Annotated in this window: 9 protein-coding genes; 7 read left to right on the top strand and 2 right to left on the bottom strand. The window is 71.1% G+C overall.

The annotated features are described in order from the left end of the window. Window positions 1-2 precede the first annotated feature (2 nt). The 3 genes from K8612_RS02175 to K8612_RS02165 all read left to right on the top strand — a co-directional run bounded on the left by K8612_RS02175 (window position 3) and on the right by K8612_RS02165 (window position 4,511). Window positions 3-464 (top strand): hypothetical protein, encoded by a 462-nt coding sequence (locus K8612_RS02175; RefSeq protein WP_223761092.1) that lies wholly within the window; start codon window positions 3-5, stop codon window positions 462-464. Window positions 465-593: 129 nt separating this feature from the next. Further along, window positions 594-1,811, top strand: coding sequence for an AI-2E family transporter (locus K8612_RS02170; protein ID WP_223761091.1), 1,218 nt, complete (start codon window positions 594-596; stop codon window positions 1,809-1,811). 141 nt (window positions 1,812-1,952) lie between these two features. Further along, window positions 1,953-4,511: an ATP-binding protein gene (locus tag K8612_RS02165; protein WP_223761090.1), complete on the top strand. Its 2,559-nt coding sequence runs from the start codon at window positions 1,953-1,955 to the stop codon at window positions 4,509-4,511. A gap of 22 nt (window positions 4,512-4,533) precedes the next feature. Here the strand turns inward: K8612_RS02165 and K8612_RS02160 are convergent, their stop codons facing one another. After that, the gene (locus tag K8612_RS02160; protein WP_223739879.1) at window positions 4,534-4,854 is read right to left on the bottom strand and encodes a hypothetical protein; all 321 of its coding nucleotides are present in this window, start codon (window positions 4,852-4,854) and stop codon (window positions 4,534-4,536) included. A 25-nt stretch (window positions 4,855-4,879) separates the two neighbouring features. Beyond that, complete coding sequence (gene rho / locus K8612_RS02155; RefSeq protein WP_223739880.1) at window positions 4,880-6,493, bottom strand: transcription termination factor Rho; 1,614 nt, start codon at window positions 6,491-6,493, stop codon at window positions 4,880-4,882. Between the two features lie 499 nt (window positions 6,494-6,992). On the opposite strand from rho, the gene ligA reads away from it, so the two are divergent. The 4 genes from ligA to K8612_RS02135 all read left to right on the top strand — a co-directional run bounded on the left by ligA (window position 6,993) and on the right by K8612_RS02135 (window position 13,045). Next, window positions 6,993-9,017, top strand: a complete 2,025-nt coding sequence (gene ligA / locus K8612_RS02150; RefSeq protein WP_223739881.1) for an NAD-dependent DNA ligase LigA — start codon at window positions 6,993-6,995, stop codon at window positions 9,015-9,017. 10 nt (window positions 9,018-9,027) lie between these two features. After that, window positions 9,028-9,315, top strand: coding sequence for an acylphosphatase (locus K8612_RS02145; protein ID WP_223739882.1), 288 nt, complete (start codon window positions 9,028-9,030; stop codon window positions 9,313-9,315). After that, a complete protein-coding gene (locus K8612_RS02140) occupies window positions 9,312-9,755 on the top strand; it encodes a DUF3052 family protein (RefSeq protein ID WP_014398919.1) in 444 nt (147 codons plus the stop codon). Before K8612_RS02145 ends, K8612_RS02140 begins: the two co-directional genes overlap by 4 nt. A gap of 572 nt (window positions 9,756-10,327) precedes the next feature. Then, a complete protein-coding gene (locus tag K8612_RS02135) occupies window positions 10,328-13,045 on the top strand; it encodes an Rne/Rng family ribonuclease (protein WP_223761089.1) in 2,718 nt (905 codons plus the stop codon). Window positions 13,046-13,269 lie beyond the last annotated feature (224 nt).

The following is a 13,269-nucleotide window of genomic DNA, read 5'->3' as shown; positions in this document are numbered from 1 at the left end:
ACATGCCCTCGCGCTGGGACCACCTCTTCGACCTCAAGCCCGTCGCCCTCGTGGACCACCTGCTGGACGAGGTGGCGCGGCTGCTCGCCAAGGACCTGGAGTCCTGGCCCCCGCCCGTCCAGGACCTGGACCCCGCGACCCTGGGCGAGTTCGCCCCGCTGTTCCAGGAGGCCACCCGGCGCCCCGCCCCGGCCGTCTACACGGAGGCCCTGCGGCTGGCGAAGTGGGACCTGGCCCGCGAGTTCGACGCCTTCGACGACTACTTGCGCAACAAGCGCTACCTGGAGCGGGGCCTGGGCCCCGACGACCGCGTCCCCCTGCTCTTCCTCACCCGCTGGCTCACCGAACAGATGCTGGGCCTGGGAGAGGCCACCCAGGGCCGCATCAAGCGCCCCCTGATGCGCGACTGCCTGGACCGCGTGGAGGCCCGCCTGGGCGACCGGTTCCGGCTGCCCCAGGCGTGAGCCCCCGGCCGCCCGCCTGCCTCCATCCGAGGGGTTCCAGACCCTTGGGGGGCATAGGAGCCGGGCCGCGTGGAAGCTTTCGTCCCGGGAGCTTGTCAGGAGGGAGGCCGCTGCCTTAAGCCCGGGTGCATGTCGCCGCCTGTGGAAGCCACCGCCCCCGACGAACGCCGCAAGCGCCTGATCCTCCTCGCGGGGTTGTGGGTGGCCCTCGCGGTGACGCTCTTCGCCCTGCGCTCGGTGGTGATGCCCTTCGCGGGCGCGGCGCTCATCGCGTACCTGGTGCAGCCGCTGGTGGCGCGCATCACCCGGCTGGAGGTGGCCGGCCGCTACGTGCCGCGCTGGGTGGCCATCCTGCTCATCTACGCGGGGTTCTTCCTCGCGGTGTACCTCTTCTTCGTCGCGCTGGTGCCGCAGCTCTACCGGGAGGTGGTGCGCATCAGCCGGGAGATGGCCGGCTTCGCCAGCGCGCTCACGCCGGAGCACGTGCAGGGGCTCGCGCAGCGCGCGGAAGGGTGGCTCAACACGTACGGCATCCCGGTGGCCCTGTCGGACCGGGCCATGGAGGGCGCGGCGGGGTCCGCGGGCGGCTTCAGCCTGGCGCTGGACCTGGAGCAGATGCTCACCGACGCGGTGGCGCGCGTGACGTCGCTCGTGAAGGAGAACCTGGCGGACATCGTCAACGTGTCGCGCCGCATCGTCACGGAGGTGCTGGCCGGCGTCTTCATGCTGTTCTTCATCCTGATGGTCGCCGCGTTCTTCTCCATCGACGCGCAGGCCATCCGCCGCTACTTCGGCACGCTCATCCCCGCGGAGCTGCTGCCGGACGCGAAGACGCTGGTGGCGCGCATCGACAAGTCGCTGTCCGGCGTGGTGCGCGGACAGGTCACCATCTGCCTGGTGAACGGCGGCCTCACGCTGCTGGGCCTGCTGCTGTTCGGCGTGAAGTTCGCGTTCCTGCTGGCCACCATCGCCACGCTCTTCAGCCTCATCCCCATCTTCGGCACCATCATCAGCTCGGTGCCCATCGTCCTCATCGCGCTGGCGGACGGCTTCCAGAAAGGCGTCGCGCTCCTCTTGTGGATCATCGGCATCCACGCGCTGGAGGCGTACTTCCTCAACCCGAAGATCATGGGCGAGGCCGCGCGCATCCACCCCGTGGTGGTGGCCTTCTCCCTCATCGCGGGCGAGAAGCTCTTCGGCCTCTGGGGCGCGCTGTTCGCGGTGCCGGTGGCCTCCATCGCGGTGGCCTGCTTCGACTTCGCGCGCCTCAAGGCGCAGCCGCCCCCGCTGGTGGCCGCGACGCCCCAGCAGGCGGTCGCCTCCACGGACGCCGCCCCCGCGGCCTGAACTTCTCCAACGGGGCGGGACGCGCGGGCGTCCCAAGCGTCCACCGGTGGAAAGACCCGGGGCCGGGTCCTACTTTCCCCCCTGGCCATCCCGGGAGGGAGTGACTAATTCCACGCACGCCTCCGCCTCTGAGGACGTGTGATGCCCCCCAGCCCCTCACCGGCCCCGGACTTCCGGAGCCTGTTCGAAGCCGCGCCCAACCCGTACCTGGTGCTGACGCCGGAGTTCGTCATCGTCGCGGTGACGGATGCGTACCTGCGCGTCACGCGGACGCGGCGCGAGGACATCCTGGGCCGCGTCATCTTCGACGTCTTCCCGGACAACCCGGACGACCCGCGGGCCAACGGCGTCACCAACCTGCGCGCGTCGCTGGAGCGCACGGTGAAGGCGCGCACCGCGGACGCGATGGCGGTCCAGAAGTACGACCTCCCCCGGCCCGCGGAGGCCGGCGGCGGGTTCGAGCCGCGCTACTGGAGCCCGCTGAACACCCCGGTGTTCGGCGAGGACGGGCAGGTGCGCTACGTCATCCACCGGGTGGAGGACGTCACCGACTTCATCCGCCTGAGGCACCTGGACGAGGAGCAGAGCCGCCAGCACGCCGAGCTGCGCGCCCGCGCGGACGAGATGGAGGGCGAAATCTTCCGGCGCGCCCAGCAGATTCAAGAGGCGAACCAGCAGCTCCGCGTGGCGAACGAGCAGTTGGGGGAGCTGGACCGGCTCAAGTCGGAGTTCTTCGCCAACGTCAGCCACGAGTTCCGCACGCCGCTGACGCTGATGCTGGGCCCCACGGAGGACCTGCTCGCCGGGCGCGCGGGCCCGCTGTCGGACGAGGTCCGCAAGGAGATGGAGCGGGTGCACCGCAACGCCGGGCGCCTGCTCAAGCTGGTGAACGCGCTCCTGGACCTGTCGAAGCTGGAGGCGGGCCCGAAGGAGGAGCGCTTCGCGCCCACGGACCTGGCCGCGCTGACGAAGGACGCCGCGTCCAGCTTCCGCTCCGCCATGGAGCGCGCGGGGCTCAAGCTCACGGTGGACTGCCCTCCCCTGTCCCAGCCCGTCTACGTGGCGCCGGACCTGTGGGAGCAGATCGTCCTCAACCTGGTCTCCAACGCGTTCAAGTTCACGCTCCAGGGCGGCGTCACGCTGCGCCTGCGCGAGCACGGGCAGCGCGTGTCCCTGGAGGTGGAGGACACCGGCTCGGGCATCCCCGCGCACGAGCTGCCCCGCCTCTTCGAGCGCTTCCACCGCGTGTCGGGCTCGCCGTCGCGCACGGTGGAGGGCAGCGGCATTGGACTGGCGCTGGTGCAGGAGTTCGCCAGGCTGCACGGCGGCAGCGTGTCCGCGAGCAGCACGGAGGGCGAGGGCAGCACCTTCCGCGTGGAGCTGCCCCTGGGCCACGCGCACCTGCCGCCGGAGCGCATCCGCACCACCGCCCGGCCGCGCTCCGCGGCGCGCGAGGCCACGTCCGCCTACGTGGAGGAAGCGCTGCTGTGGAGCAACGCGAAGCCCAAGGACCGCACGCAGTCCTCGCACCACCATCACCCGGCGTCCGCGGACGGCCACGCGCTGCCCCGCGCGCGCATCCTGCTGGTGGATGACAACCGGGACATGCGCGACTACATCCAGCGCGTGCTCTCCCCGGAGTACGACGTGGAGGTGGCGACGGACGGCCAGAAGGGCCTGGAGGCCGCGCTGGCCCGGCCGCCGGACCTGGTGCTGTCGGACGTGATGATGCCGAAGCTGGACGGCATGGGCCTGCTGAAGGCCCTGCGCGCCGCGCCCACCACGCGCGAGCTGCCCATCCTGCTCCTGTCCGCGAAGGCCGGAGAGGAGGCCACGGTGCAGGGCCTGACGTCCGGCGCGGACGACTACCTGGTGAAGCCCTTCTCCGCGGGCGAGCTGCTGGCGCGCATCGCGTCCAACCTGAAGCTCGCGAGGATGCGCGGGGAGATGGCCAACGAGCGCGCCCGCGCGGAGAACCTGGCGGAGGCCCTGCGCGCCCGCGACGACTTCCTCTCCGTGGCGGCGCACGAGCTGCGCACGCCCCTGGCGGCCTTCCAACTCCACCTGGAGCTGGTGGAGCGCGGCCTGGGCCGGGACGCGCCGCCCAAGGCCGTGGAGCGCCTGCGGCATGCCCGGTCCTTCATCCGCCGGCTGGCGATGCTCGTGGACGTGCTGATGGACGTGTCGCAAATCACCAGCGGCCGGCTGAAGCTCACCCGCACGGACGTGGACCTGGGCGACCTGCTGGTGGAGGTGACGCGCTTCGCGGAGGAGGAGGCGCGCCGTGACGGCACGCCGCTCACCGTGGACGTGAAGGGCCCGGTGACGGGCACCTTCGACCCGTCCCGCATCTCGCAGGTGGTGCACAACCTGGTCGCCAACGCGCTGAAGTTCGGCCGGGGCCGCCCGGTGGACGTGTCGCTTCAGCCCGACGGAGAGGTGGTGCGCCTGTCCGTGGTGGACCACGGCATCGGCATCAAGCCGGAGGACCGCGAGCGCATCTTCGAGCGCTTCGAGCGCGCCGTGTCCACGCACCACTACGGCGGCCTGGGCCTGGGGCTCTGGGTGTCACGCCAGGTGGTGGAGGCGCACCAGGGCCGCATCGACGTGGAGGACACGCCGGGCGGCGGCACCACGTTCCGCGTGACGCTGCCCCTGCGGGACCCGCCGGTGGACATGGCCGGCGGGCTCGCGAGCTGAACGGGAGGCAGGGGCCGCGCCGCTACTGGCAGGCGGCGGCGCAGCGCGCCTCGCGGCACGTGGGGATGCACCGGCCGCAGTCCACGCTGTTGGGGGGACACGTCCCGTCGCACCGCACGCCGGCGCAGTCCGGCCCCACGTCGCGGTGGGTGATGGCGGTGCCCTCACCGCAGCACGCGTTCGCCACGCAGTCCGAGTCGTCGTAGCAGACCTGGCTGGAGAGCACCGGCGGGGTGTCTCCAATGGGCAGGTCCTCCACCCCCAGGTCGCAGCCCGCCAACAGCCCCAGGGTGAGGCCCGCGACAGCGCGGGCGACGAGCAGCGGGAGGCGGGCACGACGCATGGGGGCTCCTTGGGCCGGAAGGGAACTACCGGTTCATCGAGCCCAGGAACTCCGCGTTCGCCGCCGTCGGACGCATGTGCTTGAGCACGAACTCCATCGCGTCGATGGGGGTGAACGGGTGGAGCACCTGGCGCAACGCCGTAATGCGCACCAGGTCCGCCGGAGACAAGAGGAGCTCCTCCTTGCGGGTGCCGGATTTGTTGATGTCGAGCGTTGGGAAGATGCGCTTCTCCATCAACTTCCGGTCCAGGACGATTTCGGAGTTACCCGTGCCCTTGAACTCCTCGAAAATCACTTCATCCATGCGGCTGCCGGTGTCGATGAGCGCCGTGCCGATGATGGTGAGGCTGCCGCCCTCCTCGATGTTGCGGGCCGCGCCGAAGAAGCGCTTGGGCTTGTGGAGCGCGTTGGCGTCCACGCCGCCGGACAGAATCTTGCCGGACGCGGGCACCACCGTGTTGTAGGCGCGCGCCAGACGGGTGATGGAGTCCAGCAGGATGCAGACGTCGTACTTCTGCTCGACCAGGCGCTTCGCCTTGTCGATGACCATCTCCGCCACCTGCACGTGGCGCGTGGCGGGCTCGTCGAAGGTGGAGGACACCACCTCGCCGCGCACGCTGCGCTCCATGTCCGTCACCTCCTCCGGGCGCTCGTCCACGAGCAGCACGATGAGGTAGACGTCCGGGTGGTTGCGGCTGATGGCGTGCGCGATGTTCTGCAGGAGCACCGTCTTGCCGGCCTTCGGGGGCGCCACGATGAGGCAGCGCTGGCCCAGGCCGATGGGGCAGAACATGTCGATGATGCGCGTGGTCATCTCCGACGACTCGTGCTCCAGCTTGAGCTTGCGCGTCGGATAGAGCGGCGTGAGGTTGTCGAACAGGATGCGCTCGCGCGCCGCGTCCGACATGGGGTCCGCGAAGTTGACCTTGTCCACCTTCTGCAGCGCGAAGAAGCGCTCGCCCTCGCGGGGCTGGCGGATGGGGCCCGTCACCGTGTCGCCGGGCCGCAGGTTGAAGCGGCGCACCTGCGACGGCGACACGTAGATGTCGTCCGGGGACGGCTGGTAGTCGCTGTCCGCGCTGCGCAGGAAGCCGAAGCCGTCGCTCAAGAGCTCCAGCACGCCCTCCGCGTGGACCTCGAAGCGCTTGTCGGCGATGCCGCCCAGCAGCGCGAAGATGAGGTCCTGCTTCTTGAGCCCCTGGTAGCCCTCGATGCCCGTGTCGTGGGCCATCTTCGCCAGGTCGACGATCTTCATCCGCTTCAGGTCATTGAGCTTGATGACCTGCATCGGGGTGCCGTCGCGCTGCACCTCCGTGATGGCGGGGCCCTCCGCGGACTCCTGCGGGGCGGCCGGAGCGGCCTCCTCGGCGGGCGCCTCCTCCTCCGTGCCGCGCAGCTCCTGGAGCTCGTCGTCGCGCACGGGACGGGAGATGGGCGTGAGCACCGGGCGGGGCGCCTCCGCGGCGACCTCGGGGGCCTCGGCCTCCTCGGCGGGAGCCTCTTCACGACGAGCGGGCGCGCGGCGCGACCGGGGAGCGGGCTTCTCCGCCTCCTTCGCCGCCGCGCGCTTGCGGCGGGGCTTCTCCTCGGTGAACTCCGGCTCGACTACCTTCTCTCGGGGGGAACGGGCTTTGGCCATGACGGTCTGCGCAACGGACTGAGGGGGAATCGCCCGAAGGCTCGGGCAGGCTGTACGCGGGACGGCGAGTCCGTCCGCGCGGCGCTCGGAAGCACCTTCCAGGGGGCAGCACCACCCAAGTCCTGGGAACGGACCGGAGGGCGCGTGGGCCTGTGGTTGGGAAGAGACGGCGCCGGGGGAACCCCTGCGCCAGGAACCGCGCTGGAAACTATTGACCGCCTCCAGAGCTGTCAAGGCATCCGTGCCTGGCTCTGTCCCGTTTTTCAGGGGGTTGCACTGGAGGGCGGGGGTCTTGCCAACAGGGAATCCGCTATGTAGCTGAAATTCGGGCCTAATGGGGCGGGCGGATGCGCCTCCTTGCCGTGAACACGCGTGCCCGGGTTCGCCTTCCCGGGGGGCGGCGGGCGGCCCTGTCAGGTGGTGCCGGTAGAGTCCCCTTCCTCCAACGCGGGGCGTGCGCAACTGGCCGCGCCCCTGAATTGGGGTAAGGACACACCCCGTGGACACCTTCCCGAAAGCCGAAGCCCGCGCCCGAGCGCTCCGTCAGGAGCTGGCCCACCACAACCACCGCTACTACGTGCTGGACGCGCCGGAAATCAGCGACGCCCAATACGACACGCTGATGCGGGAGCTCCAGGGGCTGGAGGAGCAGTACCCCCAGTTGGTGACGCCGGACTCGCCCACCCAGCGCGTGGGCGGCGCGGCGGTGGAGGACTTCGGGCAGGTGGTGCACACCACGCAGATGCTGTCCCTGGCGAACATCTTCGATGACGCCGGGCTGACGGAGTTCGACGAGCGCATCCGCAAGCTGACGGGCCTGTCCCAGGTGGGCTACGTGTGCGAGCCCAAGCTGGACGGCCTGGCCATCTCCCTGCGCTTCGAGGACGGCCGCTTCGTGCAGGGCGCCACGCGCGGCGACGGCACCACCGGCGAGGACGTCACGGGCAACCTGCGCACCATCAAGAGCCTGCCCCTGGAGCTGTTCCCCCAGGACGGCGTGAAGGTGCCCAGGCGGCTGGAGGTGCGCGGCGAGGTCTTCATCCGCAAGGAGGACTTCCGCAAGCTCAACGAGAAGCGCGAAGAGGCGGGCGAGTCCCTCTTCGCCAACCCGCGCAACGCCGCCGCGGGCAGCCTGCGCCAGTTGGACCCCAAGGAGACCGCCGCCCGGCCCCTGTCCGTCTACCTGTACGAGTGCGTGCCCGGCGACGGCGTGCCCGCCTTCAAGACGCACACCCAGAAGCTGGAGTACCTGAAGACGCTGGGCCTGCCCATCAACCGCTACCAGCACGCGGACGGGGCGGACGGGGTGCGCCAGCGCTACGACGAGTCCCTGAAGGGCCGCCACGCCCTGCCCTTCGAAGTGGACGGCATGGTGGTGAAGGTGGACGACGAGGACCTGCGCCGCCGCCTGGGCCAGGTGTCCAAGAGCCCGCGCTGGGCGGTGGCCTACAAGTTCCCGCCGGAGGAGGAGTCCACCACGGTGGAGGACATCGGCATCCAGGTGGGCCGCACGGGCGCGCTCACGCCGGTGGCGCACCTGAAGCCGGTGAAGGTGGGCGGCGTGACGGTGTCGCGCGCCACGCTGCACAACGAGGACGAGCTGCGCCGCAAGAACGTGCGCAAGGGCGACACCGTCTTCGTGCGCCGCGCGGGCGACGTGATTCCGGAGATCGTCTCCGTGGTGCTGTCCAAGCGCCCGGAGGACTCCCAGCCCTTCACCTTCCCCACCCACTGCCCGGTGTGCGGCGCGGTGGCGGCCAAGGACGAGGACGGCGCCATCATCCGCTGCACGGGCGCGTCCTGCCCCGCGCAACTGGTGGAGAAGGTGCGCCACTTCGCCAGCCGCCTCGCCCTGGACATCGAAGGCCTGGGGGACAAGCTGGCCACGCAGCTCGTCACGTCCGGCCAGGTGAAGGCGTTCGCGGACCTGTACGCGCTGACCCGGGACTCGCTCCTCGAGCTGGAGCGCATGGGGGAGAAGAGCGCGGACAACCTGCTGGCCTCCATCGCGGGCAGCAAGAACACCACCCAGCGCCGCTTCCTGTACGCGCTGGGCATCCGCCACGTGGGCGACTCCACGGCGCGCGCCCTGGCGGAGGCCTTCCCGGACGTGAAGGCGCTCTTCACGGCCAGCCTGGAGGACATCAGCCGGGTGAAGGACGTGGGCCCGGTGATGGCGCAGGTCATCCACACCTTCTTCCAGGAGCCCCAGAACCAGGCCGCCATCCAGGCCCTGCTGGACGCGGGTGTCCACCCGGCCCCCCCGGCGGTCGCCACGGGCGGCCCCTTCGTGGGCAAGACGGTGGTGCTCACCGGCACCATGGAGCGGCTTGCGCGCGAGCAGGCCAAGGAGGAAATCGAACGGCGCGGGGGTAAGGTCTCTGGAAGTGTCTCGCGCAAGACCGATTTCGTCGTCGCGGGCGAGGACGCGGGCAGCAAGCTGAAGAAGGCGCAGGAATTGGGCGTAAGAATCCTGGATGAGCAGGCGTTCCTGAAGCTGCTAGAAGGGGACGTCAGAGCATGAGGCCAGAGGCATGAGCACGCAGCGCCGGGCGACCCTGCGCATCCAGGGCACGGTCCAGGGCGTCTCCTACCGGGAGAGCGCCCGCCAGGAGGCGCTGCGCCTTGGGCTCTCCGGCTGGGTGCGCAACCGGGGCGACGGCTCCGTGGAGGCCACGGTGGAAGGCGAACCGGGCGCGCTGGAAGAGTTCATCCGCTGGTGTCACACGGGTCCCCGCACGGCGCGCGTCACGGACGTGGCGCGCACGGACGGGCAGGCCTCTGGCGAGTTCCGCACCTTCACCGTGGAGCGCACATCATGACGCCCTACGCGCTGGCTTCCCTGCCGGCCATGCTGGGCATCCGGTCCGGCACCAAGGTTTCCGTCATCAACCCCCCGCGGGGCTTCGTGCAGAAGCTCAACCCGCTGCCGGACGGGGTGGAGTTCCTCGTCACGGCCCAGACGGGGCTGGACGTCATCCTCTTCTTCACCTCCGACGCCACGGAGCTGGTGCAGCGACTGCCCGCGCTGTCGCGCGCCACCACGCTCAACGGCGGCATCTGGGTCTGCTGGCCCGCCGGCGAGGGCGTGAAGACGCGCCTGTCCGAGGACTTCGTGCGCCAGGCGGCGCTCGACATCGGCCTGGTGGACAACAAGATCTGCATCATCGACGAGACCTGGACGGGCCTCAGGCTGGTGCGGCGTCCGCGCGGGAAGCTGGACAAGCCGGAGGGGCGCAAGCAGGCCCCCGCCCAGGCCTGAACGTCCGTTTCCGAGCGCCCGGGGACCCGCCGGGCGGGCCCGCCTTCCATCTGCCCGACAGTGGATGAACGGGCGCATCGGGCCTTTACACACCTGGAGGGGCGTGGAAAACTCTCCGTGTTTCTGGGCGGTTGTGTGACGCCCCGCGTTGGCGGGACATCACGCCCAGGCAGGAATTTCGACGGGTTGCGCTTCCGGTTTCCTCCGGACCCCTGCTGCTCCGGGGCCCCCAGACACCCCCCCAAGGTGGCCCACTGACGGGCACCGACCGGGTGCGGAAGAGGGGGCGGACGGCACGGGCGTGGGGGGAGCCTCGAGCGCGTGAAGAGAAGCAGCCCCGCCCGGCACGGTGCCGGTCGCAATGCGGGGCGACATGAACTCGGAGGAGCAGGCGGCGATGTCCTCGTCCCCCACCCAGGTGATGCGTTCTCCCTCCGGGTCCTCCGGAAGGCGTGCACACGCCGGGGGGCCGCTGGCCGCCTCTCCCCTCGCGGCGTGCTCGGAGGTGTGGCGTCTCGCCGCCTCCCGTCCGGTGAGGTCCCCCCTACCGCGCGCGCTACCAGGATTCATCCATGAGCAGTGTGCTCGTCATCAATGCCGCGGGTCGGGAGACCCGGGTGGCCCTCGTCGAGGGCGGCCATATCGCGGAGTTCTACCTCGAGCGTAAGAAGGACAAGGGCGTCGTCGGAAACATCTACAAGGGTCGCGTCGTCCGGGTGCTCCCGGGCATGCAGGCGGCCTTCGTGGACATCGGGTTGGAGAAGGCCGCCTTCCTGTACGTCAGCGACGTCGTCTACGACCCGGACTTCGCCCGCGCGCAGTTCGAGTTGACCGAGGGCGAGCACGAGGACGCCCCGGAGGTCCCCACCGAATCCGAGGCCGACGCCGTCGAGGCCGCCGCCTCCACGGTCCCGGACGCCACGCACGCGCTGCCGGCCGGCACGCAAGCCCCCGCGGGCGCCCCGGCGCCGGTGCTGGCGCATGACGGCGCGCTGGCGCTGGACGTCCAGGCCCAGGCCGTCCCCCAGCCGGAGTCCCCCGAAGCGTCCCACGTCGAGGCGCCCGAGGCCGTGAAGCCGGCCCTGGAGGCCGCCCCGGCCCCGGTGGAGGCCCAGGCCGCCCCGGACGCCGTGGCCGTCATCGAGGAGACCCCGGCCGAGGGCGCCTCGCCGGAGTCCCCGGTGGAGGTGTCCACCGCCGCCGTGGCGGTGCCGCTGACGGAGAACGGCACGCCCGCCGCGGTGGAGGCCCCCGCGGTGGTGCAGGAGACGCCCGCGGAGAGCGCCATCGCCGCCGCCGAGTCCGGCGTGGCGCCCGCGACGGAGGGCAGCGCCGCCGAGCCGCCGCCGCACGCGGCCGCCCTGGGGGAGCTCATCCCCTCCCCCGCCGCCGAGCCCGCCCGCCCCGCCGAGGTCTCAGGCGAGCGCCGCACCCCGCGTGAGGCGCGCGAGGCCCGCGAGCCGCGCAACCGGGACGGCCGCGAGAAGGACAAGGACAAGCGCCGCCAGGAGCAGCCCCGCCGCGAGAAGCGCGACGAGGAGAAGGAGAAGCCCAAGCAGCGCAAGACGGACAAGATTGAAGACCTGCTGAAGGTGGGCCAGGAGGTGGTGGTCCAGATCTCCAAGGACCCCATCGGCACGAAGGGCGCGCGGCTCACCTCGCACATCTCCATCCCCGGCCGTCACCTGGTGTTCATGCCCACGGTGGACCACGTGGGCATCAGCCGCCGCATCTCCAACGAGAAGGAGCGCCGCCGGCTGCGCGAAATCGTGGACCGGCTGCGGCCGCCCGGCACGGGCTTCATCGTGCGCACCGTGGCGGAGAACGTTCCCCAGGAGAAGCTGGAGAGCGACATCCGGTTCCTCATCGAGGTGTGGAACCAGGTGGTGCGCCGCAACGAGAAGCGCGGCGGACCGGGCCTGCTGCACCCGGACCTGGACCTCATCCTGCGCGCCACGCGCGACCTGTTCGCCCACGACGTGGAGAAGCTCGTCGTGGACGACGCGGAGGAGTACGAGCGCATCCAGGGCTTCGTCACCGCGCAGGACCCGGCGCTGCGCGACCGCGTGGTGCTGCACGAGACGGACGAGCCCGTCTTCGACGCCTACGGCATCGAGCAGGAGCTGCAGCGCGCCACCCAGCGCAAGGTGTGGCTGAAGAGCGGCGGCTACCTCATCATCGACCAGGCGGAGGCGCTCACCGCCATCGACGTCAACTCGGGCCGCTACGTCGGCAAGAAGAGCCTCGAGGAGACCATCACCAAGATCAACGTCGAGGCGGCCAAGGAGATCGTCTACCAGCTCCGGCTGCGCAACATCGGCGGCATCATCATCTGCGACTTCATCGACATGGAGAAGGCGCAGAACCGCGACAAGGTCTTCAAGTCGCTGCAGGAGGCGCTGGGCCGGGACAAGGCCAAGACGAACGTGCTGCGCATCTCCGAGCTGGGCTTGGTGGAGATGACGCGCAAGCGCGTGCGCGAGTCCATTGGCCGCGTGCTGCACGAGGACTGCCCGTACTGCGACGGCAAGGGCTTCGTGAAGACGGCCACCACGGTGGCGTACGAGATCTTCCGGGAGATCCGCCGCGAGGCGCCGGGCTACAAGGACTCCACGCTCGTCATCAACTGCAACGCGGAGGTCGCGCGCCTGCTCCAGGGCGAGGAGCGCAACGAGCTGCGGCACCTGATGGACCGCTACAACAAGTCCATCCAGGTGAAGGCGCAGCAGAACTACCACCGCGAGCAGTACGACATCTACGGCCGGTCGGCCACGGGCCCCGAGCACAAGGTGGCCTCATCGCCGGGCTCCGGTGACGGCGAGCTGGCGATGCAGCAGCGCCGCCCGGAGAGCAACTACGGCGGCGGCCGTCAGGACCAGGGCCGCCGGGGCGGTGGCCGGGACCGCGACCGTGGCGAGCGCGGCGGCGGTGAGAACCGCGGCGGCGGTGGTGAGCGCGGCGGCGGCGGTGAGCGCGGCGGGGAACGCGGAGGCGAGCGCGGCGGCGGTGACCGTCGCGAGGGCCGCCGTCCCGAGCGCGGCGAGCGTGGCGGTGACCGCAACCGGGACCGGGACCGGGAGCGTCGCGGCGGCGGCGGCGAGGGCCGTGGCGGCGAGCGCGGCGGCGGTGAGAACCGTGGCGGCGAACGCGGAGAGCGCTCCGAGCGCGGCGGCGGCTCCGGCGGTGGCCAGGGCAACGGCAACCATAATGGTGGCAATGGTGGCGGCGCGCCTCCCGCGGCGTCCGGCGGAGGCTCGTCCGAGCCGTCCGGCGGGAGCAGCGAAGGCTGAGCGCATCAGCGACACCGGGCCCTTGAGTCCGGACCGTGAGTGACCGCGAAGGCCCGGTGGGTGCATCCCGCCGGGCCTTTCGCATTGGAGCCGGGGCACGGCCTCTCGCAGGGTGGGCAGCCGGGCGGCCGAGGTCCGTGCATGTGCGGACACCGTCCGTTCGGGCGGGGTGGGAGGGCTGGTTCAGCGGGGCGGGGTTTGGCTACGGTGGCACTTCCACGCTG

It is taken from the genome of Corallococcus sp. AS-1-6 (assembly GCF_020037015.1).
GTDB lineage: Bacteria > Myxococcota > Myxococcia > Myxococcales > Myxococcaceae > Corallococcus.
This window is presented reverse-complemented; position numbering and strand designations above follow the sequence as displayed.